The organism is Paraflavitalea soli (genome assembly GCF_003555545.1).
Lineage (GTDB): Bacteria > Bacteroidota > Bacteroidia > Chitinophagales > Chitinophagaceae > Paraflavitalea > Paraflavitalea soli.
On the sequence record NZ_CP032157.1, the window covers coordinates 1,154,047 to 1,179,387 of the forward strand.

The 25,341-nt window shown below is 47.9% G+C and carries 21 protein-coding genes; 12 read left to right on the forward strand and 9 right to left on the reverse strand.

Annotated elements, in window-relative coordinates; all coding sequences use genetic code 11:
- The first annotated feature begins 6 nt into the window (after nt 1-6).
- Together D3H65_RS04370 and D3H65_RS04375 are read left to right on the forward strand one after the other, a co-directional pair.
- Complete coding sequence (locus tag D3H65_RS04370) at nt 7-783, forward strand: alpha/beta hydrolase (RefSeq protein ID WP_119049095.1); 777 nt, start codon at nt 7-9, stop codon at nt 781-783.
- A 58-nt stretch (nt 784-841) separates the two neighbouring features.
- Nucleotides 842-1,186 carry a YciI family protein gene (locus D3H65_RS04375; RefSeq protein ID WP_119049096.1) on the forward strand — a complete coding sequence of 115 codons (345 nt, stop codon included), beginning with the start codon at nt 842-844 and terminating at the stop codon, nt 1,184-1,186.
- 77 nt (nt 1,187-1,263) lie between these two features.
- On the opposite strand, the gene D3H65_RS04380 is transcribed toward D3H65_RS04375, so the two are convergent.
- Together D3H65_RS04380 and D3H65_RS04385 are read right to left on the reverse strand one after the other, a co-directional pair.
- Complete coding sequence (locus D3H65_RS04380) at nt 1,264-2,250, reverse strand: T9SS type A sorting domain-containing protein (RefSeq protein ID WP_119049097.1); 987 nt, start codon at nt 2,248-2,250, stop codon at nt 1,264-1,266.
- Between the two features lie 28 nt (nt 2,251-2,278).
- Entirely contained in the window at nt 2,279-3,391 is a 1,113-nt protein-coding gene (locus D3H65_RS04385) for a tail fiber domain-containing protein (protein WP_119049098.1), read from the reverse strand.
- 409 nt (nt 3,392-3,800) lie between these two features.
- Between D3H65_RS04385 and D3H65_RS04390 the strand changes: the two genes are divergently transcribed.
- The 5 genes from D3H65_RS04390 to D3H65_RS04410 all read left to right on the forward strand — a co-directional run bounded on the left by D3H65_RS04390 (nt 3,801) and on the right by D3H65_RS04410 (nt 10,054).
- On the forward strand, nt 3,801-4,622 hold the full coding sequence (locus D3H65_RS04390; protein WP_119049099.1) for a helix-turn-helix domain-containing protein: 822 nt from the start codon (nt 3,801-3,803) through the stop codon (nt 4,620-4,622).
- 74 nt (nt 4,623-4,696) lie between these two features.
- Nucleotides 4,697-5,266 (forward strand): NAD(P)H-dependent oxidoreductase, encoded by a 570-nt coding sequence (locus D3H65_RS04395; protein ID WP_119049100.1) that lies wholly within the window; start codon nt 4,697-4,699, stop codon nt 5,264-5,266.
- A 328-nt stretch (nt 5,267-5,594) separates the two neighbouring features.
- Nucleotides 5,595-8,075 (forward strand): T9SS type B sorting domain-containing protein, encoded by a 2,481-nt coding sequence (locus tag D3H65_RS04400; RefSeq protein ID WP_162915402.1) that lies wholly within the window; start codon nt 5,595-5,597, stop codon nt 8,073-8,075.
- 54 nt (nt 8,076-8,129) lie between these two features.
- Nucleotides 8,130-8,690: a hypothetical protein gene (locus D3H65_RS04405; protein ID WP_119049102.1), complete on the forward strand. Its 561-nt coding sequence runs from the start codon at nt 8,130-8,132 to the stop codon at nt 8,688-8,690.
- Nucleotides 8,691-8,965: 275 nt separating this feature from the next.
- Entirely contained in the window at nt 8,966-10,054 is a 1,089-nt protein-coding gene (locus D3H65_RS04410; RefSeq protein WP_119049103.1) for a Kelch repeat-containing protein, read from the forward strand.
- Between the two features lie 103 nt (nt 10,055-10,157).
- On the opposite strand, the gene D3H65_RS04415 is transcribed toward D3H65_RS04410, so the two are convergent.
- The gene (locus D3H65_RS04415) at nt 10,158-11,618 is read right to left on the reverse strand and encodes an aminotransferase-like domain-containing protein (protein ID WP_162915403.1); all 1,461 of its coding nucleotides are present in this window, start codon (nt 11,616-11,618) and stop codon (nt 10,158-10,160) included.
- Between the two features lie 163 nt (nt 11,619-11,781).
- Here D3H65_RS04415 and D3H65_RS33135 point away from each other — a divergent pair, with 163 nt between their 5' ends.
- From D3H65_RS33135 to D3H65_RS04435, 4 genes are all read left to right on the forward strand, one after another.
- Nucleotides 11,782-12,984 carry a hypothetical protein gene (locus D3H65_RS33135; protein WP_211345624.1) on the forward strand — a complete coding sequence of 401 codons (1,203 nt, stop codon included), beginning with the start codon at nt 11,782-11,784 and terminating at the stop codon, nt 12,982-12,984.
- A 12-nt stretch (nt 12,985-12,996) separates the two neighbouring features.
- Nucleotides 12,997-13,356 (forward strand): helix-turn-helix domain-containing protein, encoded by a 360-nt coding sequence (locus D3H65_RS04425; RefSeq protein ID WP_119049105.1) that lies wholly within the window; start codon nt 12,997-12,999, stop codon nt 13,354-13,356.
- A 1,245-nt stretch (nt 13,357-14,601) separates the two neighbouring features.
- Nucleotides 14,602-15,669, forward strand: coding sequence for a saccharopine dehydrogenase family protein (locus tag D3H65_RS04430; protein ID WP_119049106.1), 1,068 nt, complete (start codon nt 14,602-14,604; stop codon nt 15,667-15,669).
- Nucleotides 15,670-15,680: 11 nt separating this feature from the next.
- Entirely contained in the window at nt 15,681-16,586 is a 906-nt protein-coding gene (locus D3H65_RS04435; protein ID WP_119049107.1) for a DUF1338 domain-containing protein, read from the forward strand.
- A 56-nt stretch (nt 16,587-16,642) separates the two neighbouring features.
- Here D3H65_RS04435 and D3H65_RS04440 read toward each other — a convergent pair whose 3' ends face one another.
- Both D3H65_RS04440 and D3H65_RS04450 read right to left on the reverse strand, forming a co-directional pair.
- Nucleotides 16,643-16,930: a helix-turn-helix domain-containing protein gene (locus D3H65_RS04440; protein WP_119049108.1), complete on the reverse strand. Its 288-nt coding sequence runs from the start codon at nt 16,928-16,930 to the stop codon at nt 16,643-16,645.
- 252 nt (nt 16,931-17,182) lie between these two features.
- Complete coding sequence (locus D3H65_RS04450) at nt 17,183-17,473, reverse strand: hypothetical protein (protein WP_119049110.1); 291 nt, start codon at nt 17,471-17,473, stop codon at nt 17,183-17,185.
- A gap of 326 nt (nt 17,474-17,799) precedes the next feature.
- Between D3H65_RS04450 and D3H65_RS04455 the strand changes: the two genes are divergently transcribed.
- Entirely contained in the window at nt 17,800-20,160 is a 2,361-nt protein-coding gene (locus D3H65_RS04455; protein WP_211345625.1) for a glycoside hydrolase family 127 protein, read from the forward strand.
- 2 nt (nt 20,161-20,162) lie between these two features.
- Here the strand turns inward: D3H65_RS04455 and dusB are convergent, their stop codons facing one another.
- The 4 genes from dusB to D3H65_RS04475 all read right to left on the reverse strand — a co-directional run bounded on the left by dusB (nt 20,163) and on the right by D3H65_RS04475 (nt 25,326).
- Entirely contained in the window at nt 20,163-21,200 is a 1,038-nt protein-coding gene (dusB, locus tag D3H65_RS04460; protein WP_119049112.1) for a tRNA dihydrouridine synthase DusB, read from the reverse strand.
- 147 nt (nt 21,201-21,347) lie between these two features.
- Entirely contained in the window at nt 21,348-22,580 is a 1,233-nt protein-coding gene (locus D3H65_RS04465) for a family 16 glycosylhydrolase (protein WP_119049113.1), read from the reverse strand.
- Nucleotides 22,581-22,733: 153 nt separating this feature from the next.
- Nucleotides 22,734-23,630, reverse strand: coding sequence for a hypothetical protein (locus tag D3H65_RS04470; RefSeq protein WP_119049114.1), 897 nt, complete (start codon nt 23,628-23,630; stop codon nt 22,734-22,736).
- A 193-nt stretch (nt 23,631-23,823) separates the two neighbouring features.
- Complete coding sequence (locus tag D3H65_RS04475) at nt 23,824-25,326, reverse strand: RagB/SusD family nutrient uptake outer membrane protein (protein ID WP_119049115.1); 1,503 nt, start codon at nt 25,324-25,326, stop codon at nt 23,824-23,826.
- Nucleotides 25,327-25,341 lie beyond the last annotated feature (15 nt).

The window sequence follows — 25,341 nt, forward strand, 5'->3', positions numbered from 1 at the left end:
AATTGTATGTCCAGTTTCAAACTAGTATTGTCTGCCACCTGGCTGGCGGCAATAGCGATCTTTTCAGTATCTCCAAACGCAAATGCCCAATCAGTTACCAAAGGAGTAAAAAATATTGTATTGGTGCATGGCGCCTTTGCGGATGGTTCCAGTTATGCAAAGATTATTCCCATCCTCCAGGCCAAAGGGTACAATGTCATCGCTGTGCAAAATCCCCTGACTGCGCTCGAAGATGATGTGGCGGCCACCAAACGCGCCATTGCCTTAATGGATGGCCCTGTATTGCTGGTAGGCCATTCTTATGGCGGCATGGTGATCACCGAAGCCGGCAATGATCCCAAAGTAGTAGGGCTGCTCTACATCTGCGCCCTGGTACCCAGCGATGGCCAATCCGTTGGCGACGTAACATCCGCTTTCCCGCCGGCGCCAGGCAGTGCTGAGATCAGGCCCGATGCTGAAGGCTTCTTAAGTTTAACACCCAAAGGCATCAATTCCTTTTTTGCGCAGGACCTGCCTGCTCCCGAAAGAAAAGTGGTTTTTGCTACCCAGGTTCCATGGGCTACAAGAGCTACCACCACTAAAATATCCAACGCAGCCTGGAAGATCAAACCCTCCTGGTACATCGTAGGTACCGATGATCATATGGTGCCCGTAGCCCTGGCACGGGCAGAATCCAAAATGATCAAAGCTACTACCATCGAGCTCAATTCCAGCCATATACCCATGGTGTCCCAGCCTAAAAAGGTAGCTGACTTTATTGTTGCAGCGGCCACCACATTATAATACCCGGATATTCCGGCGACGTTAGTCAATCATTCCATTAAATTATAAAATCAAACAAATGAAAGAGTTCTTAATTGCGATCCACAGAGATCTTACAGGCAAAAGCCCCGTACCCTCACCAGAACAAATGAAAGAAGCCATGAAGCCCTACCAGGAATGGATTGCAGGCATAGCGGCTGCCGACAAATTGGTGACCCCTCCCAAAAGATGGGATATCGATGGAAGAGTGATCACAGCCGACGAAGTACAGGAAGGACCTTACGCAGAGAAAAAGAAATCAATTGGCGGTTTATTACTTATAAAAGCCAAAGATTACGATGAAGCAGTAGCAATTGCAAAAAAATGTCCCATCATTAAGTACGGCGCCATTGTGGAAGTGAGGATGGCTATCCCCGCCGCCTAGTGTGTTAGCAGGTGAATAGGTTGCCCCAGGCCCTGGTTTCCTTAACCCGGAATCAGCAGCCGGGGCAGCCTTTCTTTTTATTGCACAGCCAGTTGCCTGCTCACCATTTGACCATTGGCCAGGTGAATGCGGGCATAATAAACGCCTGCTGCCAGCGCAGGTAAAGTATAACGTTGTTGATACCCCTTCCAGGTTTTGATCAAAGCCCCTCCCGGTGTATACAGGTCAGTCTGCACTACCTCATCCGCTGCAATGCCTGTAACACTGAAATAGCCGCTGGCCGGATTGGGTTGCACCGTCAATGGATCCATACCCCGCCAGGCGCCCACCATCGCCACTTTAGAAAAAGTATACCGTCCGTCTATATCTGTCTGCCGTATACGGTAGTATAAAGCCCCTGTATGATCTGTCTTATCTGATTGCACATATTCCCGCCGGTGCGATTGATTACCGGCTGCGATGCCAGCGATCGCTGTTGCCCAATGCAGTCCGTCTGTGCTTCTTTCCACGTCAAAATGACTCACCTGCTGTTCCTGTTCCGTGATCCACCGGACCGTCACCGTGTTCTGTTGCCGCGTGGCCGATATCGGTCCCCACCGTAATGGCAGCGCAAGGCTGTTCGCCAGGATCACTTCTCCCAGTAGCAGGTTGCTGATGCCAGTAGCATCCACATAATTCAACGTGCCATCATTCACGCTGGTGCCTGCTGCCTGCCAGCTGGTACCATTATACACGATCACTTGCAGCGCCGATTCCGTAAGCCCGTTCAATTCACCATCCGTATAGTTGAACCGGATATCGCCGGAAAATGCCGGTCCTGTTGGGTTAAACTGGTATACCCGCGTTACATAGGTGGGGCCAAATGGATGGTTCACCGTCGTACTGTTATCAATGGTAAATCCTGAGAGGGTAGTGGTGGTGGAGGGTGTCAGCACAAGCCCGTTGCTGGAGAAGCTACTACCCGGATAAAGCACTACCGAAGCCCCCGCTCCCACCTGCACCTGTTGTGCCCATAGGCTGCCGGCCAGTAATAAATGCAGTAGCAATATGTATATGCTTTTCATAAAAAATATTGTAGGGTTAAGACCAACCTTAATTGGATATTGCTTTATGCCGGCGCACCAGTAGCAGGCACAGGCCAATCACCCCAGCCGCCAGCAGCATGGTCACCGGCATGTTTGCCCTATCCCTGCCTACGTGCTGTTCCAAAGCCTGTAGCCGTTCACGCAGTACTGCATTTTCCTGCTCCAGTTTTTGTATCCCTGCTGCCTGTTCCCGGGTACGCACATCGAGCGCCTGTACACCTGCCAGCGCCACCCCGTCTGCATCCACTGTTCCAATACTCCGTTCATCACTGCCCAGGCCAAACGCCGCATAGAAATCCTGCGCCGTAGGACCCAAATGCCGCACATCGTCAGCCTCACTCAGGTAGCCCCAGCGGCGGATGGGAATACTGCGCAGCTTGTCAAGAATGGCTTCCCCCTGCACATCCTCAAAAAGATGCTTGCGGTGAACATCCGAGGCATTCTGCCATACACCGCCCGTGCTCAGCATAGCGCCTGTGGAGGTAGAGATCACCGCACTGGACTGGCCCCAGTTGCTCACACTGGCCCCCGATTGAAGCGTTACCCCTGTACTCAGGTTGGAAGAAGTGAATATCCGGAAGCCCCCCGATACACGCCAGTTGGCCGAATGGTTCACCCCCGCCCGGAGGGTATCCACTGTTGAACGGTCGGCAAATACGAAACTACCCTGGCGCGCATTCGTGTGTGCATGATAACCGAGTGCTACCGAGGCCGCACCCGAAGCGGTATTTTGTTCCCCTACCGCAAAGCTTGAAACCTGGGCAGCCACACATCGCTTCCCAAATGCCACCGAACTTTCGCCAGAGGCCCGGGTATCTTCCCCAATAGCCACCGACCACCAGCCAATATTGGCATCATCCCATTGGGTGCCCGTTACATCACCTGCCCGGAAGGCTGCTTTTTCAGGATACCACAATAGACGGGTGCCTGCACCTTCGGCTACCAGTCCGGGAAAAGGGGAACTATTGTAGGCGCCGCCAACAAACAGACCGCCATTGGCATGAACACTCATGCGCGTATTTTGGCTCGCATCACGAACGGCCAATAGCGTGTCAGGTACTTGTGCCTGCGTTAGCAGCGTCAGCATCAGTAAAATAGCAGTAGTTGAAATTGTACGCATAAATATTGATTTATGATTTTACATGACAAGCAAAAAGCGCCTGTTCAGGAATAATGCTGCTGAATAGTAAATAGAGCTGGTTGGCCAACATGGATTGATGGGGGATCAATAAGTGTTATGTTGGTGGTGCTGCTTAAAAGGATGTAGGTTGGAAATTGAACAGAGTGTAAATATAGAAAATATTAGTCACAATCATCCCCCGGCAACCTCGCCTCCTCTTATATGAAAAAGGACCACCCCTTCCAGGGAGTGGTCCCATTTTGTTACTGCCAACTGTTATATACAAATGTTTATAATGATAGATACTTCCCGTTATTTTTTGGTAAGCCGGTTTTCTACAGTTCTTGAAGAATCCCTACATCAATAGGGTGCCTGCTCGTTGCTGGGAACTAATTCTTAATTTTAGGCCATGAAGGAAAACGACCAGGAAAATAATAACTTCAGGATAGCTGTTCCAGCTGACTATGCGGGTTTTTTCTCTCATTTTTATTATGCCGAAAATAAAACAGCTGCAAGCATAACTAAAACATTATTACCTACTTATCAAACCATTCTGATTTTTAATTTTGGCACAAAGGTATTTCTGCATTCGAAACAAGATACTCAAGTGGAAATAAGTAAATGCCTTGTTTTGGGGCCTATAAAACAGGCATTTGATTATACACTTCCTGCAAATGCAGAGATATTGGTAGTGACTTTTAAAGATGATGCTTTTTACCGTTTTTTTGGGAATGCTTCTATTGCTGAACATGTACCAATGGATCCGGATGATATATTAAATGAAAATTGCTTCTCGGTTTTATGGAATGAACTCAATAAAATAAAGGACACCAATCTTAGAGTGGACCATATCCTTAAGTTTTGTGACCCTTATTTGCGACAACAAAACACGATTGCTGAACAGCTTACAGGTTTTAAGGATCAAACATTAAACCCAATAAAATCAGTTGCCAGCGAAATCAGTCAAACTGAGCGAAATGTTCAACTCATTCATAAAAAACATCTTGGTTATTCGGCTAAAGAATTTAATCGCTATTTGCGGTTTTTAAAAGCTATCGAACTCATACAGGACATTGTTTCCGCTGATTCCAAAGTTGATTGGTTTGAGATAATTAGTGAATGTGGTTATTATGACCAGAGTCAGTTAATACATGATTTCAAGCACTATATCAACATTAGTCCCGCCAAATACCTCAAATTCCAACAGGATATTTGTATTTCAAAAAGTTGATTTCGTTTCCGTACAATTTTAGCGGATAGCTGCATGGTAGTTTTGTTTCATCAAGTTACTTAAAAACGAAAAAGATGAAACATTTAATTATTTATGCCCATCCCAATCCAAACAGCCTAAGCAGCCATTTCAAGAATACATTGGCCCAACATCTTCAGATAAATTCGCATGAGGTAGTAGTAAGAGATTTATACCAATTAAATTTCAACGCCACACTTTCCCTGGATGACATGGAAGGGCAACGAAAAGGCCAAGTGGCTGACGATGTAAAACAAGAACAGCAATTTATTGATTGGGCCGATTGTATTTCATTCATACACCCCATTTGGTGGACAGGATTGCCGGCAATAATGAAAGGGTATATTGACAGAGTATTTAGTTATGGCTTTGCTTACCGTTACGACCAGGGTGTTCAAAAAGGATTGCTTAAAGGAAAGCAGGCGCTTATCATTAATACTCACGGAAAATCCCATGAAGAGTATAGTGCTGTTGGAATGGACAAAGCTTTATCCCTTACATCAGACAAAGGCATTTACAGCTATTGCGGTTTTGATATAAAAAAGCATTTCTTTTTTGACAAAGCCGACAGGCCTTCTCCGGAAAGTATTGAGAACTGGACTAATCAAATTGTATCAATTTTTTAAAACCACATCGTTATGAAAAGCAGACTTCTTAAAAATATATTGAAAGGGCTTTTACAGGTGCTTGTGTTGCGCCCGGCAATAGTGGTTGCCGGAATAACCAACCAATAATAGCAGCAGGGGAATTATTTTCATATATTGTGTGCTTTCGACAATAAATCTACCCCCTTTACAAGTAGTTAACCGGGTTGTTGGTAAAAAAGGGCGTGTTTTACCCAACGCTTTGGCAACCCGGCCTGTATATATACTGTACATAGTAATGAATCCTGCTGCTATTTTCCGAAGATCCTGCTGAACAGCCCCGTATAGCCAGTTATTAATGTACCGGTCTATGAAGTGTAAACTGATCAGGAATTTATTGGTAGGCTGTATGCTGGCAGCTACAGCGCTTCCCGTGCTGGCCCAAACCCAGGCCTGCCCCGTGAATATTAATTTCGCCACCGGCGATCTGGCCAATTGGTCGGCCGCCACCGGCTTGATGAGCGGGTCGCTCCTGAACTATCCATTTCCCAATAATGGAGTGACCACCATCCCGGAATACACGATTGGTGTAACCGGCATCCAGGTCAATACCAGCGCCACTACCGATCCCTTTGGCTATTTCACCACCATCCCCACCATCAATGGATATTCCTATAGCTACTCCGTTAAATTAGGGTCCACTGCTACCTCTTTTGATCTCGGCAGGGGCAATAATCCCGGCGGCTTTACACGCTCCGTTACCTATACCATCCAGGTACCAGCCGGCCCTGTTTCCGAACCTTATACCATGACTTATGCCTATGCCCTCGTACTGGAAAATGGTACCCACAATTCGAATGAACAGCCTTTGTTCAAGGCTACACTCAATACACCCGATAGCATCATCACCTGCGCATCTCCCGAATATTACCTGCCCACCTTCAACAATGCCGGGCAGGGCGGCGGCGGCGGAGGAGGAGGTGGTGGGGGTAGCTCTACCGGCGCTACACTCGATTCTGCAACCGCTATTGCCCAGGGATTTATCAATAGCAACACACCTTTCTTTTCCCATAGCGGTGGAGGAGGAGGTGGAGGTGGCGGTGGGGGCGGCCAGTATTTGTATGATGTGTGGACCAAAGAATGGACCGAAGTAACCTTCGACCTGTCCGCTTACCGGGGCAAACAGGTGACCCTTACTTTCCAGGCCAATAATTGTAATCCCGGGGCGCATTTTGCCTACGCGTATGTAGCCCTTCGCAATAGTTGTGCCGGCCTGGAGATCAGCGGCCCGCAGATCGCCTGCGCCAACAGCACTTTTACCTATTCCATCCCTGCACTGGCCAATGCCGCCTATAGCTGGACCGTGCCTGCCGGCTGGACCATCCAATCCGGCGGCAGCAGCAATAGCGTTACCGTAAAAGCTGGTCCTAACAGCGGCCACATTATTGCCCGTGAGGTCAATGGCTGTGCCGACCTGCGCGATACTCTCCTGGTGTCGAGCAGGCCACCCACCATACCCGGAGCCGTAACGGGTAATAACGAGGTATGTACCGGCATCAACAGTAGCCTGCTCACGTTGGGTGGACACAACGGTGATGTACTGGGCTGGTTGTCCAGCACCAACGGCACTACCTGGACCCCCATTGCCAATACAGCCTTCACGTATACAGCACAAAACCTTACAGCCACCACCCAATTTGCCGTGGTGGTGCAAAATGGCGCTACCTGTCCGGCAGATACCAGCGTCAGCGCCCTGGTAACGGTTGATCCTAAAAGCGTAGGGGGGATGCTGAGCCCGGACGTCAGCAGCTTTTGTACCGGGCAAACCGCCGGCAGTTTACTCACACTGACTGGCAATACCGGCACTGTGGTCAACTGGCAATCTTCGGCCAATGCCAGCTTGTGGAATAGTTTTGCACCAGCGTATACCGGCGGCGCCTACGCAGCAGGCGGATTGACTGCCACCACTTACTACCGCACCATTGTGAAAAGCGGTGTTTGTGAAGCCGATTCCAGCGCCATGGCTACTGTCAAATATGTGAATGTGCCGTTCCCGGCAGCTACTTACGATCCTGCACAGAAGGCTATTTGTTATGGCGATTCCGTGCGGCTGAATGCCACCATTACCGTGGGCACCAGTTATAGCTGGCGCCCCCTGTCAACACTCCGTAATCCCGGCGACGGCAACATTCCTTCCCTGCCGCATACCTTGCAGGCATTGGCCAAACCTTTAAATTCTACCAATTATATTCTCTCCGTATTGAATGCCGGATGTCCCAATACACTCAACGACACTTTCCGCATACAAGTGGCTCCTCCCATTGTCGTATCGGCAGGTAAGGATACCGCGATTGTATGGGGCCAGTCGCTCCAGTTACAGGCGACTGTGAATGATCCGGCCTCCTATACATATACCTGGTCACCTGCTTCCGGGCTCAACAACGCCAATATCTCCAATCCTGTAGCGGTATTGTGGGGTGAAACGGCGCAATCCATGATGTATACAGTAAAAGCCACCAACGCCGCTGGTTGTTTCGGAACAGATGCCATCAATGTAAAATTGTTCCGTACCAAACCCGATATTTTTGTACCCAATGGTTTCTCGCCTAATGGCGATAACCGAAATGAGGTGATCTATCCTATTTGCGTGGGCATCACCCGCCTCGATTTCTTCCGCGTGTATAACCGCTGGGGTCAACTGATCTTCAATACCAATACCATTCACAAGGGCTGGGATGGTACCCTGGGAGGTGTACGCCAATCTTCGGGCACTTTTGTATACATGGTGCAGGGAGTGGATATTACAGGTAAGGTGATCTCCAAACGCGGAACGCTGGAATTGGTACGCTAAGCATTCCTTTTTTGTTTTGAAATAAAATGTGTATCATAGCATAAACCCCTGGCCATGCCTTCCTTTACCAAAATGATCTTTCCCGCTATTATTGGCGCTTTGTTGCTGACTTCCTGTGCAACTATTAATATCAGCGATAGAAATAAAGTTAAAACAGACCAGCAGCTTACGTCTACCGATATTGCTAAGCTCAACGGAACTTTTACCAATAAGGCCAATGATAGTTTGCCGCTTGGCGTCAATACACTTTGGGATAGACTTTTTAATCATCCTGAGCCGATGAAAGACCGGTGGGCGCATGCTACCGTAAAGTTGGAAGTGGCAAGCCCTACTGCCATTACCCTTAGCTTGATGGATGCAGATAAACTTATTGATACAAGAACCGTTCGGTTTAAATATAAAAAAGGATATATAAAATTAAGGACACAGATGAATGGGAAAATGCTGGTGGGTCCACTCTTATGGGGATTACAGGTTTCTAAATCCTACCTCGGGCTTACAGTAGATAATCAATTGATATTACTCAATTCAAAAGGCGGTACCCTCATGGTAATATGTGTACCTGCCTTCGGTTCAGGCGGCGAAAACGACATCGCGTATCGCCGCGTAGAATAGCCCCTTTAGAGCTTGTCCCGCACCAGCGGGAAGCTCCGCTTTGTAGCAAACGATTGTATCAAATGTGTTTTATGCCCCTTTAGGGGCTACCGCTTTGTAGCAAACGATTGTATCAAATGTGTTTTATGCCCCTTTAGGGGCTACCCTTTCCAAGTATACAATACATCAATTTCCGCCAGCCACGGTCATTTTAAGACAATCTACTAGTTTTCCATAGATTACCACCTGCATGCAATGCACCTTTAGGGCTCATTCAAACCCTTAATTTTATTGTTATGCAGGTACGTATGCACCGGTCACCGGTAAGCCTTTTAATGATCGTATTATTGATCACTTCTTTTTTAGCGTCGTGTAAAAAGAGTATAGAAGAACCACCCGTCGGGCAAGACGATCGGGTAACTGATCAGGCCCTTATCAGTATTGGCGGCAATGTGTGGACCGAATTGACCCCGGCGGCTCCCAGTATCCCGACATCTGTTACTTTCAACATGTCATTCAGCGTCAGCAATAAGTTGTATTCCCTGGTACAGGCAAACGACCAGTTGTGGGAGTACGATCCCTCTACGGCCGCATGGTCAGTGAAGAAAAACAACTTTACCGGGCAACCCACTTTTACGTATGTGTATCTTTTTACAAATGGGACCAGTGCCTATTTTATGAAACAATCGACAAAAGAGGTGAAAGCCTACGATTTTGCTACCAGCCAATGGGGTAATAAAGCCAGTTTTCCAGGAACTTCCAGCGGAGCAGCTTCTTTTTCCGCTACCGCCACCAAAGGATATATTATGGGTGGTACCAATGGATTTGATCCTGATGGATATGGCTATGCGTTAAAAGAAAACTGGGAATATGATTTTGCAGCCAATACCTGGCAGTCCAAAGCGAATTTGCCCGGCACCGGTCGTTACAATGCGGCTGCCTATGCGATTGGCGATAAGATCTATTTTGGCACCGGTATATCTATATTGACGATCATTAACCCCAATACCTTCCAGCTATACCGTAGTCCTGTCCTCAATTCAGATTGGTGGGAATACAATACCCTCACCAATACCTGGACCGCCAAAGCTGCCTTCGGTGGTGGTAAGCGTCAGGATACCCGTGGATTTATGTTGGGCAATAAAGTGTACCTGGGTCTCGGTACTTCGGCGTATTATTCCAATATCCAATCAGACCTCTGGAGTTACGATGCCACGGCCAATGCCTGGACACAAAAGGCGAGTTATCCTCCGGGCAACGGTTATCCTCCCTATGTTACTTTCACTGCCTGCAATGGCCGGGGATATGCAGTTACAGGAAACATCACTGCTTTCTGGCGATATACACCACCACAGCTCATAATTCCCTTACCTACCAACCCATAGGAAAATAAACAGGGTGGGTCGCCCTCCAAGGGCGGCTCACCCTGTTTATTACCGTTTTGCCGCTTTGTAGCAAGCGTTCGTATCAAACGTGTATTCTGCCCCTTTAGGGGCTACCCTGCGCCGCATCCCTAAGCGCCCCCACAAAGTCTTCCATCTCTTTTTCCGTCAGCGACGCAAACCCTATTCTTATGGCATGTAGCTTCTCCAGGAATACCCGTTCCGAGTCTATCAAATAACCTGCCTGGCAAAGTTTTTCCAGCAGCCCCTTGGCTGTTTTTGCTTTCTTAAAAACAATCCATACACTCATGCCCCCTTCGGGTTTTACAAAACTGATTTCGCCAGACAAATGCTTCGTCAGCAAAGCACAAAAATAATCCCTGCGGTGTAGGCTCAATTTCACCACTTTTTTCAGGTGCCGTTGCAGGTCTCCCGATTTGATGAATTCACTCAATGCCCGTTCCAGCAAAGGATCACCTTGTCGGTCAATGATCCGCCTTAACTTATTCACCACTTTTATCACAGCGCCGCTGGCCACCACATAGCCCGTCCGTACAGAGGGCGATATGCATTTGCTGAAGGAGCCTATATAGATCACCCGGTTATTGTTAACACTGGCAAGAGGAAGTACAGGATTGTTGGCATACTGAAAATCATAAGCATAATCATCTTCAAGAATAAAGAAATTATATTTCGATGCCAGCCGCAATAATTCTATCCGGCGGTCAGGGGAGAGCGTAACAGTAGTGGGGTAGTGGTGATGCGGAGTAGCGTAGAGCAATTTTATTTTCTTCTTTTTACATATCTTTTCTATGCTGCCGGTAAGAAGTCCTTCTTCATCCACCGGTATATGCACCACCTTGCCGCCGAGATGTTTGATCATGTCGTCTACAATTTGATAGCCGGGAAAAGTGGTAAAACAGCTGTCCCCGCGTTTGATGAGCGCGGCCAATGTCAGGTAGATGCCCATCTGGCTGCCCCTCGTTAGGAAGATGTTTTCCGGTGTGCTGTTAATGCCCCTGGTTTCCTGTAGATAAGTGCTCAGTGTGGTGCGCAGGTCCAGGTCGCCTGCTACATGGTTATACTTCAGCAAACTGAGGTAGGCTTTCTTCGAAAGCAATGACCGGTGGTGCGCGAATAGTTGTTGCATCGGCGCAAGCCTTACATCCGGTACTCCATCGTCCATCATTTTTTTACCACTTCCATCCAGGTACAGCGTCTCCAGCCAGGAGGGGTCATTGACCTGTACTGCCGTTGTTTCCTGGTTGCCCGGCAGCTCTTTTCCCGGCAAAGATTGATAGGCAATACTGGGTATACGCGATGAAACAAAGGTCCCTTTATGTACAAAACTTTCAATCCAGCCCTGGCTGTTCAACTCATCCATCGCCGCTACGATCGTCTTACGGTTAAGACCAAGTAGTTCGCCCAATGTTCTGGCCCCCGGCAGTTTTTGTCCGGGCCGGAGACGCCCTGCATGGATCTCTGCAATGATCGAATCCACCACCTGTAGGTAGATAGGCTTTCCTGATGCTTTATTGATCAGGATAACTGCCCGCCAGGGAAACATAGTCGAAGGTTTACGTGCAAAATAATTATGTCTGGAGCTTGTCTGATCTTGTCTCGTTGCCTCGATGCCTTTTTGCCTCATTGCCTTTCTCTCCCAAACTGGCCCAGTAAATATAATAAAAATGGCCCCATCCACTAAGCCATGGCGTTGCTAATTTGAGGGCATGAAAAAGCCAATCAATGGATCAACTTTGATAATAGTATGGATAGCCTTGCTGTCGCCGGCAGCCATACTGGCCCAATCCATTATTAAAAAGGAGAGCCTCGTCAACGCCACCATCGATGCCAATGGCAAATTGGTGATCACGCCTTCTAAAGCCTCTTCACAGCATGATTTCGACTTTTTTGAAGGCAGGTGGACGATCCACAACAAGAAATTGAAAGCACGGCTCACCGGCAACACCGAATGGATGGAGTATGATGGCGTCAATGACAACAAAAAGATACTTCGGGGAATCGGGCATACCAACAACAACAGGTCGGTGATTGATGGAAAGCCCTATGAAGGGGTAGGCTTAACCCTCTTCAATCCCACAACCCGGTTGTGGAGTATCTACTGGGCAAGCAGCAGGAATGGAATATTGGACAAGGACAATCCCGTGGTAGGTTCTTTTGAAGGTGCTATTGGCAGTTTCTATGCACAGGAAACCTTCAATGGTAAACCCATTATCGTAATGGCCCGTTGGGATAAGACCAATCCCGATAAAGCCATCTGGAGCCAGGCATTTTCTGAAGACAAAGGAAAAACCTGGGAATGGAACTGGTACATGTACGAAAACAAGGTAATTGAAGATCCAAAAGAGCAATTGAAAAGATTACTTACCTTCGATCGATCCATACCCATACCGGCCTTGAGTTTCGATAAAGACGGCCAGTTGATCATCAAAGCATCCCCAACATCTTCTCACAACGACTTCGATCTCCTGGCTGGTAAATGGAAAATGTACCACAAAAGACTAAAAACAAGACTAAGTAATAACAACGAATGGCTCGACATGGAATCCGACGACATCAATTACGGAACTATACTGAATGGCATCGGAAATACAGATATTTATTTCGCTGATTTCGATGGCAAACCTTTTGAAGGATTCACCTTGCGCTTGTTCAACCCGGATACCCGCCTGTGGAGTTTGTATTGGGTGCCCAGCAATACCGGTATCCTGGATCCTCCGGTTGTAGGCTCATTCGATAATGATATAGGTCATTTTTTCTGTAAGGATACGTATAACGGGAAGCCAGTCATTGTCATGTTCCGCTGGGATATGCGCGACAGGAACCATCCCGTCTGGAGCCAGGCCTTTTCGCCAGATAAAGGCAAGACCTGGGAATGGAATTGGATCAACGTGTCGTATAGGATAGACTAATTGTAAAGCGAAATGAACTACCAGGTATTTAATCTGCCGGAAATATTGCAGCCCTTTGTAAAATACTTTTGGGTGCTTGATGCTGTCACCGGTGATGCCATATCAACATTAAGGGCCTTTCCCGATAAGCCTTCCGGGCTTACCTATTCGGGTAAACTCACAGCCATTGGGATTTCACCCAAATTGTTTGCGAGGATTTCCCGGTTCCAGGAATCACTGTATCAATTGCGTGCCGGTAAATACGACAAACTTTCTGATGTGGCTTATGAGAACGAATACTTTGATCAATCCTATTTTATAAGAGTCTTCAAAGAGTTTACCGGTTTTTCACCTGTACAATTCAAAAAGAACTTGCAGTCCTCTTCCTCTTGACAAAGCATCCATAGGGAAGGTATAGCCCACTTGGGATTAAACCCAAAAAAGCCCTGCTCAAATGAGCAAGGCTTTATCATATATAGTAAGATAGGTGGTATCATGTACCTGCCGGATACCCGAAGGCCTCCGCGCTGACTTGATTGTCTGCTGCGATGCCGCCGGTTGCCGGCCAGGCGCCGATCGAAATAAACCAACAACCAAAACCTGGGCCCAACTCTTTCTGTTTGGTAACCTGTGCTCTTTGTCTGGTAGTCGACGTTCACCGTAATCAGTAAGCACAAGTATCAGAAAATTTCCCCAGTGGCAATAGCCCTCAGCTGACAGCCGATAACCATCAGCCCACCACTAATCGCTATAACTAAACAGCGAAAGCCAATTCAAAAGATTCGAAGCAAAGGGCTCGTAGCTCGCAGCTCGTGGCTCGCAGCTTCTCTTCAGCAAGTGTTGCACAACACTTTGTAGTTCCATCAACCATGCTTAGGGGCCCCGTCCACACGATCGATTGCTTTGGTAACTGTTCCATACAAACGTACGACATCCAGATACCCGTTTCCAAATGCCTGATTGTCGATTTCGTCTATTTTGTATAAAATGTAAAAAATCGACGTAATGTGCGTCGATTTTTTACAAAATATACGAAAATAACAAAACCGGCCATGCCACTTTTGAATTTGGCACGACCCATGTTGTGTGTTTACTAAGTGCCAGGGGAAGTCAGGGTGACAGAAACAAGCTGCCAGGAACAGTAAGTCAAATTTATTCCAAAAAGTTATAGAGCTCTTATAGAGTACTTATAGAGCACTTATAGAGGCTTATATGGCAGGATTCTCCTGAGATTTCTCTGGGGATAGCAGTAGGATAATAGCATCAAACACCAAAACAGGCCGTTTTCGCGACAAACAGCCTTAAAATACTATCTACTGCAGTTAAAGATGTGTAGCTGATCAACTCGTATACCCAAAAGACGAGCCACTTGCTACTAGTCAACCATTCAAAACGCGTCAGCAATGCTGGATTCTGTCTCCTGTCTTCTAAATTCTGTATTCCATATTCTAAATTCTTTTCTTATTATTGCAGGGCATTTCATGAACAACTACTTCAAAATATTCTATTCGTACATGGCATTCCTGCGGAGCGCCTGTGCGAACGTGCCATAATCTTTCATTCCCTTTTCCTTTTATTGCTTCCCGTTGACAGGGTGATCGCTCCCCCTGCATATTTATTCATTTTAAACAATTTATTGTGAAACGTATTGCTGTTACCGGCATGGGTAAAGTAGGCTCTTTAGTGGGCACTTTACTGGCCGACATGTTTACCGTTACAGGTATTGACAAGCAGGCCCCCGCCGCACCTGTTGATTTTACGACCGTCGAAGGCAATGTGGCCGATCCCGCTGCCCTGCGCCAATTGCTCAGCGGCCAGGATGCTGTCGTATCCTGCCTGCCTTACCACCTCAACCTCGCCGTGGCCCGTATAGCTTATGAACTGGGCATTCATTATTTCGATCTTACAGAAGATGTAGCCACCACCGCTGCCATCCGCCAGATGGCTGAAACATCCAAAGGAGTGATGATCCCCCAGTGTGGACTGGCGCCCGGTTTTATTGGCATTGCAGGTGCCCAGCTGGCCCAGTCATTTACCCGCGTAAGAGATATGGAACTCAGGGTAGGCGCCCTGCCCAGGTATCCCAATGGCCTGATGGGTTATTCCTTTACCTGGTCGCCCGCAGGTGTGATCAATGAATACATCAATGATGCGGAAGTGATCCACAATGGTGTGCGTAAAATGGTACCTTCGCTGGAAGGATTGGAAACCATCAATATCGAAGGACAGGAATTTGAAGCCTTCTCCACCTCCGGTGGACTGGGCACTTTGTGTGAGACCCTCGAAGGAAAAGTTGATACCCTCAATTATAAGACCATCCGTTACCCGGGTCATGCGCGCCTGATGCGTTTCCTGTTATATGAATTGATCCTGAAAGAAAAAAGAGAACTGCTGGAACAGATACTCACAGAAGCCAAACCACCCGTAAGCCAGGATGTTGTATATGTATATGCCGTAGTGGAAGGATGGGCCGGCAAGGAATTAAAACGTGAAGAGTTTTACCGGGCTTACCATCCCCGTGATATCAATGGCCGCAACTGGCGTGCCATCTCCTGGACTACTGCTGCTTCCGTAGCGGCTGTAGTGGAAATGGTAGCTACAGGCAGCCTGCCCAATAAAGGATTTGTAAAACAGGAAGACATTGCCCTCGATGCATTTTATGCCACCCGTTGGGGACGTCTCTATGCCGAAGAACAAAATGATTAAAACGATTTGATATGTCAAGTACAACAGATACATTGGAAAAAGTGTTGTCCGGGCTTATGCAGCGGTACCAGCAACGGGTACCCGACGTGGCGGCTATTATTAAAGCCATGATCAAAGCCGGCATCATTGCCCGTGAGCAGGATATAGAGAATGATCATATCGCTTTCAGGACACTGGGCGTGCCCCACCTCGGTATCGCTTCCCTGGAAAAGATATTCCTCTATTATGGATACCAGAAAAGGGATTACTATTATTTCAAGGAGAAAAAGCTCAATGCTTATTGGTATGCACCCCCTGTTGCCGGGCTGCCCCGCATATTTGTATCCGAACTGCGCGTGGCCGATCTGAGCCCACAGGCCCGGCAGATCATTCATCATTATACCGATAAGGTAAGCTCCGATCCTGTCGATGCCATCAACCTCGATGATGCGGTGGCTGTAGATCATTACCTGCACAGCAGTTCCTGGGAACTGCCCACCCTGGCCGATTATGAAGCCATGGCCGCTGAGTCCGAATACGCTGCCTGGGCCATTTACAACAGGTATTACCTCAACCATTATACCTTGTCCGTACACAACCTGCCCAAACCTTATGACACCCTGGAGGTATTCAATGGTTTCCTGGAACAAAATGGCATTGTGCTCAATGATGCCGGTGGCAAGATCAAGCAGAGCCCCGATGGCAACCTGCTGCAGAGCAGTACCGTGGCAGGCATGGTGGATGCGGAATTTGCCGGTGGCGATCATAAAGCTATTCCCGGCTCCTATGTCGAGTTTGCCGAAAGAAGGGTCCTGGAAGCATTCCGTCATTTACCGGCCGATCAGATCACCCCGGCCCATCGCCGGGAAGGATTTGAAGCAGGGAATGCAGATAAGATATTTGAAAGCACCTACCTGGAGCAGGCAGGTAAAAGATAGTTGAAGATAAAAACGAGGCTAAGGGAGTATTATTCAGAAAGCAAAAGAACGAAAGTTTAAGTGCGGGCAGGTCGAACAGGCGCCTTTGATGCATTGATAATGGGCTCACCTAGCTCCGCCTCTAATTTGGCAAGTGTCTTAAGCGTTAGGTTGTGATAGCCTTTTAACCATTTATTGATCTCAGAAGGCTTTTTCTTCATTTTGTCAGCCAGGTCTTTTTGAGTATACCCCTTGGCTTTTAGGATTTGGTTAATTCGTAATACAATATCGGTGTACTGTCGTACGAAGATCCTTACCTCTTCAGGTGTTTCTTCCTGTATTCTTTTGGCAACTTTGCTCTTCATATCAGTATTTGTTATAGAAAAATTTCTTCATCCCCATTATCAGATAGGATTTTTCTTCTGTTACTATCTATAATAATTTCCTTATTTCTTAATGCCTCTTCTATGCGTTTGGCAAACTGGCAAGCTTCCACCCATTTTAAATTCAACTGCCTGCTTCCCTGGTTGGTATGCGCAGATTTAACCCCGCCATTGAACAGAACCACCAAATCACTGCGATTGTGTATTCTTAATGCATAAAGCCTTAAGGGAAAATTAGGATACAAAAAAAGTGATCTCACCTACAGTGACTTTCCCCTTATTGGGTAAGCCCACCACCTCATTTTCAAACCGATTAAACAAGAGGTCAATTGCACCGTGATCTTCCCCAATGCTATCTAAAATAAAACTTAATAATTTTTGGGTATCTCGTTTTAGATCCGGCATGGCATCATGCTTATCAAAAAACTTATCGGTTTCATTTTCTTTCGCATCTTCCCATCTAACTGTATAAAAGGTGCATTTGTTTGATTCGTCATCCCAAATTTCTAACGCAAAGGTATTCACTTATAAGTTAATTTACAAGTTGGATATTGGAGGATAATTTTCTATCCGGACAAATATATTTTATTTATAGAATATTTAATAAGTATAACTCGTAAATTGATGAAATTAGTTTAGTTATGAATAAATTACTGAAAAAGCTTTTGTCGATCTTCCCGGGCCGTGTTGTATTTCACCCATGTGGAATAACAAGGGCGGCGCCATTAATTGTTTATTTAACACTTAAAATATATTTATTACATTGCATTCTCAGTGACTAGCATTGACTGTATACCAGATTCTGTGGCATCTCTTCCGGCGATGCTGCGTTTTTTAAAATGTCTTCATTCATGATCAGGAAAAGACTTGCCTACGCTTTTTTATTGCTGCTTACTGGAACTACCTATGCCCGGCAGCCACTACAAACCTTTCCCCTTTCTGATGTGCGCCTGCTCGAAGGCCCATTTAAAGCGGCGCAGCAAACGGATATGAACTATATGCTTTCCCTGGAGCCTGACCGCCTGCTTGTCCCTTTCCTGCGCGAAGCGGGCCTGCCTGTAAAGGCTGCCTCTTATGGCAACTGGGAAAATACCGGTCTCGATGGTCATATCGGCGGCCATTACCTATCGGCCTTATCATTGATGTATGCTTCCACAGGGGAGGAGCGCGTAAAGCAAAGGTTGGATTATATGATCGATCAGTTGGCTTTATGCCAGCAGGCCAATGGTGATGGATACATCGGTGGCATTCCCGGCGGCAAAGCCATGTGGAAGGATGTAGCGGCGGGTAAAATAGATGCCGGTGCATTCTCTTTGAATAACAAATGGGTGCCCCTCTACAATATCCATAAACTCTATGCGGGCTTGTATGATGCCTGGATGGTCGCCGGCAATCAAAAAGCAAGACTATTATTGGTGAACCTCTGCAACTGGTGTGTGCAATTGGTCTCCGGCCTTTCTGATGCGCAGGTGCAACAAATGCTCCGGAGTGAACATGGCGGATTGAATGAAACCTTTGCCGATGTGGCCGCCGCTACGGGCAATCAACAATACCTGGAGCTTGCCCGCCGCTTTTCCGACCGTCGTATCCTTGATCCTTTGGTGCAACAAAAAGATGCCCTCACCGGCCTCCATGCCAATACCCAAATTCCCAAAGTAATAGGCTATAAGCGCATCGCTGAGGTGGCGCATGATACCACTTGGGCCAGCGCCGCTGCTTTCTTTTGGAATACCGTCGTACAGCACAGATCAGTGTCCATAGGAGGAAACAGCGTGCGGGAGCATTTCCATCCTTCCAATGATTTCAGCTCTATGTTGGAATCACGCGAAGGCCCGGAGACCTGCAACTCCTACAATATGCTCAAGCTTACCAAACACCTCTTCCTTACTGCGCCTTCGGCTGCCTATATGGATTATTATGAGCGTACCTTATACAACCATATTCTTTCCTCACAAAGGCCCACGGGTGGATTTGTTTATTTCACCCCCATGCGCCCCCAGCATTACCGGGTGTATTCTCAGCCCCAGGATGGCTTTTGGTGCTGTGTAGGATCGGGCCTCGAGAACCATGGCAAATATGGTGAGCTGATCTATGCACACAATACGACAGATGTCTACATTAACCTGTTTATACCATCGGTGCTCACCTGGAAAGAAAAAGGATTGAAGCTGTCACAACAGACCAGGTTCCCGTATGAAGAGAAGTCCTCCATTCAACTGGAGCTGAAAAAGCCGGCCCGTTTTGCTATCCGGTTGCGGCAGCCGTCCTGGATCACCAATCATCAGCTGAAAGTATTGGTGAATGGGAAACCATTTCCTGTGGCTGCCCCCGACGCTTCCTCCTATATTACCATCAGCCGCCTGTGGAAGTCAGGTGATGTGATTACCCTTCAGTTGCCCATGCATACCGAAGCGGAGTTTTTACCTGATAGTTCCCAATGGGTTTCTTTTGTACACGGGCCTGTCGTTCTCGCCGCAGCAACCGATACCACCCGCCTGGATGGTTTGCTGGCCGATGGCAGCCGGATGGGCCATATAGCCGCCGGGCCACTCATTCCCCTGGAAGAGGCGCCATTGGCAGTTGGTAATCAAGCCCAATTGGCGGCGGCTATCAAGACCGACCAACTGAACAATTTAACATTCAAAGCGCCCGGCCTTTTCGATCAATCAAAATACAGCCAACTCACTTTGCAGCCTTTCTTCACCGTGCACAACAGCCGCTACGTGATCTATTTTCCCTATACAAAGCCTGAAAACCTGGGCCAGCTTAAGCAGGCCATGGCAGATAAAGAAAAGGCGAGGATGGCGCTGGAAGCCATCACCGTTGATCTTGTACATTGTGGTGAACAACAACCGGAATCTGATCATCAGTTTAAAGGCGAGAGAACGGAATCGGGATCATTCCGGGAAGAACATTTCCGCAATGCGAAGGGATGGTTCTCCTATGTCTTGCGCAATGAAGGCGCCCTGGCAAAAAAACTGCGGGTAAAATACTATGGACGTGAGCGCAACAGGCAATTTGATATATACGTAAATGATATATTGCTTTCTACCGTAAAGCTGGAAGGAGAAGGTAGGGATGCATTCACGGATGCGGATTACGCATTGCCCGAAAGCCTGCTCGCTCATGCAGCTACCTCGATCACTGTAAAGTTTGTTGCTAAAGAAGGAGCTGCTACCGCCAATATTTTTGAAGTACGGCTGTTGAAATAGGGCTACAAGGCGCAGTTCTCATGGTAATCTTTCAATACGATGGGTTCCTGCACCATTTCAAAGCCTTCATACTTTATTAATATTTCATCCAGCACGGACTCCGCTTCTTCAATCGTGATGGCTGTTACCAGCCGCTGACGCAATTCGGCAAAGCCGGGCAGCCCTTTAAAATAGTACAAGTATTGGCGGCGCATAGAGTAGATGCCTGCTTTAGGGCCTTTCCAGGCTACTGATCTGCGTAGTTGTTTCCTGCTTACTGCCACTCTTTCTGCCAGGGTAGGAGCGGGGAGCATCCCACCTGTTTGCACATAATGTTTGATCTCACGGAAGATCCAGGGATAACCAATCGCTGCACGGCCCACCATGATGCCATCTACCCCATAGCGGTTCTTATATTCCAGTGCTTTTTGTGGCGTGTTGATATCACCGTTGCCGAAGATGGGAATATGTATACGTGGATTGTTCTTCACTTTGGCAATCAGGCTCCAGTCGGCTTCTCCTTTGTACAACTGGCAGCGCGTGCGGCCATGGATAGCCAGCGCCTGTATACCTGCATCCTGTAAGCGCTCGGCTACTTCTTCAATATTTTTGGTGGCATCATCCCAGCCCAGGCGGGTTTTTACTGTTACGGGCAGGCGGGTGCTTTTTACGCAGGCTTCGGTAAGCCGTACCATCAGGTCAATATCTTTCAATACACCCGCGCCGGCGCCTCTGTTGACGATCCCTTTGATGGGGCATCCAAAATTAATATCCAGCAGGTCGGGATTGGTTACATCAACAATGCGGGCAGCCATCGCCATCCTTTCTTCATCACCACCAAATATCTGGATGCCTACGGGCCGTTCTTCATCAAAAATATCCAGCTTGCGCCGGGCCTTGATGGCATCGCGGATTAGCCCTTCGCTCGAAATAAATTCCGTATACAACAGGTCGGCCCCGTTGTCCTTGCACACCACCCGGAAAGGCGGATCACTCACATCCTCCATGGGTGCCAGTAACAAGGGGAAATCGGGCAGTGTTATATTTCCTATTTTGATCAAACAGCCATGTAATTAAGGCCGCAAAGGTACGGAATTGAAAGTTGTTTCTACCTACCCAATACTGACTATTCCCCACTCAACTATCAAAGCAAAACTTGTCCCGCTCCGCGGGAAGATTGCCGGCTGCCGATTCACGATTGCCGTCCCTTATTGATAGACCCTGATATAGTCTACGATGAGCCATTGCGGGAAATAGGTAGTGGCATCCGGGTTACCGGGCCAGTTACCGCCAACGGCGAGGTTTACGATCAGGAAAAACTCCTCATTGAACGGATAATTATTGCTCCCGAGATCGGCCTTGTTGACCGTCGAGAACACATTCCCGTCTACCAGCCATTTGATCTGGTCTTCCTTCCATTCGAGCGAGAATACATGGAATTCATCATTGAAAGTTTGGGACGGCAGTGAAAAATTCCGGCTGATCTGTGTACTGCCCGGGCCAGGTCCGAAATGCAGCGTGCCATACGTCTTTCCCGGTTCATGACCCACTACTTCCATCAGGTCAATTTCACCACTCCTGGGCCATCCGCCAAACACGCTTTTCTCCGGCATCAGCCAAAAGGCCGGCCAGATGCCCTTGCCTTTGGGCAGGATCGCACGGATATCTATCCGCCCGAATTTGATAGGCCTTTTACCCTGGGTGAGGATCTTGGAAGAGGTATAGTTCTTCCCCTGGTAACTTTCCGGCTTTGCTTCGATGATCATTTTACCATTCTGGAAATATAGATTCTCCGGCCTGTCTGTATAAAACTCCAGTTCATTATTGCCCCATCCGCAGATACCCGGACAGCCATCCCCATTCTGGTGGCCCCAGGTACTTGCATCCAATGATGGTCCATTGAACTCATCAGCCCATTTCAACGTATACCCAGGATAGGAGGCCGGCGCATCATAACCCGTATTGGTATAGGCCACCCGCGTATCATCATTGCGGATAGTGCCGCTGCCCACCAGCTTCAGCAGACTGCCATTGACCGGGTTCTGCAATTGCACCGTAAAAGCATCATCACCTTCCTTGATATCGTCGCCCACCACCGGAATGATAAGCTTCTTCTGCGTTTCTCCTGCAGGGAACGTCAGCGACAGACTCGCAGGTACTATATAATCTTCTCCCGCCTTCGCACTCACACTAACTATGGAATAGTTTACTGTTACGTCCCTGGTCGACTTCTTATCCAGCGTTACCAGGAACTCAAAATCAGTATTGCCGCTGTTGCCTTCAAAGAGCGTCACATCATTAATGGAAATAGTCGGCGCCGGCCCGGTGTCCCCATTATCCCCCTTGCTTTTGCTGCTGCATCCGGAAGAGGAGAACGTAATAGACAAGGAGCAGAGAACAATAGAAAGTAGCTGAACCATATGGACCTCTCTTTTATTCATAAATATAATTTCATGCACGTATACGATCTCTTGTTGGTACTACCCGGCAAACCTGAACGGAAGACCAGGCTTGCCGGGTAAACCGTTATCATAACTTTTCACGTTCCGCGGTATTACCACATTTTCAAATTCTCAAATTATCACAACTTGGTTTTACTTCGCTTTGAGGGTAAACTTCCAATGGCCCCAGTCATACCGCTTGTCCAGTACCATTTTGGTAGCTGTCATTTCAACGATGTCATAGGTTACCACACTTTCAGGTGCAGCGGTAGTACCAGCCTCACCGGCTTTATACAAGCCAATATAAGCGCCGTTTCCTATTACCTGGAGTTTGTTGCCGCCAATTACTTTAAAGTTGAAATTACCGCCGCCCCATGGCTTGTATTTGGCAGGCAGCTGGCTTACGTTAATACAGCCAATGGGAAAGCCTATATCTGTAGGCCAGGGCGCGCCGCCTTCATCATCTACCCGTATATCGCCTTTCAGGTCCTGCGTGAAACTACCGTCTTTCCGGAAAGTATATTCATCGTTGAACAGGCAGGCGCGGTCAGTTACATCCCCTTCGCCGCTTGTCCACCAGGGGCCTCCCGTTAGTGGACCTACCAATAAGGCGCCGCCACCCGGCTGGTCCAGTACCCAGGTCTTCGAGGTACAATTGGTGAGCAATGCCTTCTTGCCTGCACAGCCATTGGGATCATCGGCAGCCACACTGACTGCTACAGTAGTCGAGTCTATCCCACCGTCTGATAACAGGATCAGTTTTATGGTATAGTCTCCCTTATCCGGATAGTACGCCGTATCCACCTGGCGGCCTGCGCGTGCGCCGCCGCCATCGCCTATATTCCAGCGATAATAAAAAGCGCCCTTGGTGGTGCTCGTGAGTAAATAAGTATTCACTTTTCCACTCACAGGTGTAACAGTGAACGCTGCCTTGGGTTTCTCGCCAATATCACCGAAGCTGCTTTTGGGACTGCAGCCCGGCATGAAAGCCGGCACCAGCAATAACAGCAGCCAGTAGTTTATTTTTCTATTATTGAATGTAAGTAACATGTTTAAAGTTTTTAATTGACCAACTTATAATATCACTTTCTTTGTCAGCCTGAGCTTGTCGAAGGCGCTTTAAAGTGCCTGTCGAAGGGCTTTTCTTCCGGACTTTCCTCCCGATAGCTATCGGGACGGTCTTTCGGACTCAAAGAACCAGTCAAAGCAAACGTACTGCCGATTGCCGTCTGCCGATTGCCGGCTAGTACCCCTTATTCTGTTCCAACACCTTATTCGTTACATCAATTTCCTGCTGCGGTATCGGCAATACTTCATTCTTATTGGGTTTGAAGCCCCTTGGCCCTAACACTTCTGCAGCTTTACCGGTGCGTACCAGGTCGAAGAAGCGATGGCCTTCTGTAGCCAGCTCCAGCCTGCGTTCTTTGGCAATATTATCCAGCGTGGCCGGAACAGTTGCCAGGTTTACCCGGTGCCGCACCGTGTCCAGTAAATATTGTGCACGGGCAGCATCCCCACCGCCACGTACCAGTGCTTCTGCTTCCAGCAGGTAAGTGTCGGCCAGCCTGATCTCTATTTCATTGATCGGCCAGTTGATTTCAGCTGTACCCACATTGGAGCGATAAGCCGTTACCGGCGCATATTTACGTATAAAGTAATCCGTGTTCTGGTAACGAGCCGTGTACTTGGCGCCCTGCGCTTTCATGGCGTTGCCATCAATGATCGTAGCAGAAAAACGCGGATCGTTCTTCATAACTGCTACCAGGTCTTCGGTGATGGGACAAAATCCCCAGCCACCGGAATAAAGCGGGCCATTATAATCGGCCGCACCTACATACTGGGCAGCTACGTTGCCTTCGCCACCATTGATCCAGCCCCAGTCGCCCCAGGCAGCCAGGTTGGAGTGGGGTATCTCGAGTATTGATTCCGCATGGAATTTATTATCAGGCCTGAATACATCACTAAAGACCGGCAGCAAGTGATAAGCCGCAGAAGTATTTACTTCCTTCAGCAACCCGGCAGCTTCTGTCATCCGTGCATTGTTGTTTTGAAACAGGATTGCTTTGCCCAGCATAGCGGTGGCAGCTCCCTTGGTCAGACGGCCATATTCACTCACCGGCAAAGTCACCGGCAGGTCCGTCCGTGCTTCCTTCAGGTCCTTCTCAATTTGTGCATAGATAGCAGCAGGTTCAGCCTGCTTTTGGCTATACAGTTCACTCACCGGTATAGCGGTAATGATCAGTGGCACCCTGCCAAAGAACCTTACCAGGTCAAAATAGAAATAAGCACGCAACGTTTTAGCTTCTGCGATCACCCTCGATTTGAAGTTGGCCGCCAGCCCCGGTACTTTTTCAATTTTCTCCAGTATTAAATTGGCACGATACACCCCGGTGTAATTTTTTTGCCAAAGACCCAATTGAGGCCCTTTGAATGCATCCAGTGTGAAGTTGTCATACGCTACCCAGCTTGGCTGGTCCGATGCATCACTGCCGCCTGCATACGCCTCATCAGAAGCTGCTGATAGTAAGGGCATCTTCATGGTATAACCACCAGAGTTGCCCCATTGCATGACATCATATACAGCTACCAGTCCCTGGAATACCTGTTCCTGGTTCTTATAGAAATTGTCTTCCAGTTCTGTTCCTTTCGGCTGCAGCTCCAGGAAACTTTTGCTGCAGGAAGCTGAAGCTATGAACCCGCCGATCAGTACGGGCCACCATTTTATATTGATTCGATTTCGTTTCATTACTCAATGTTTTGT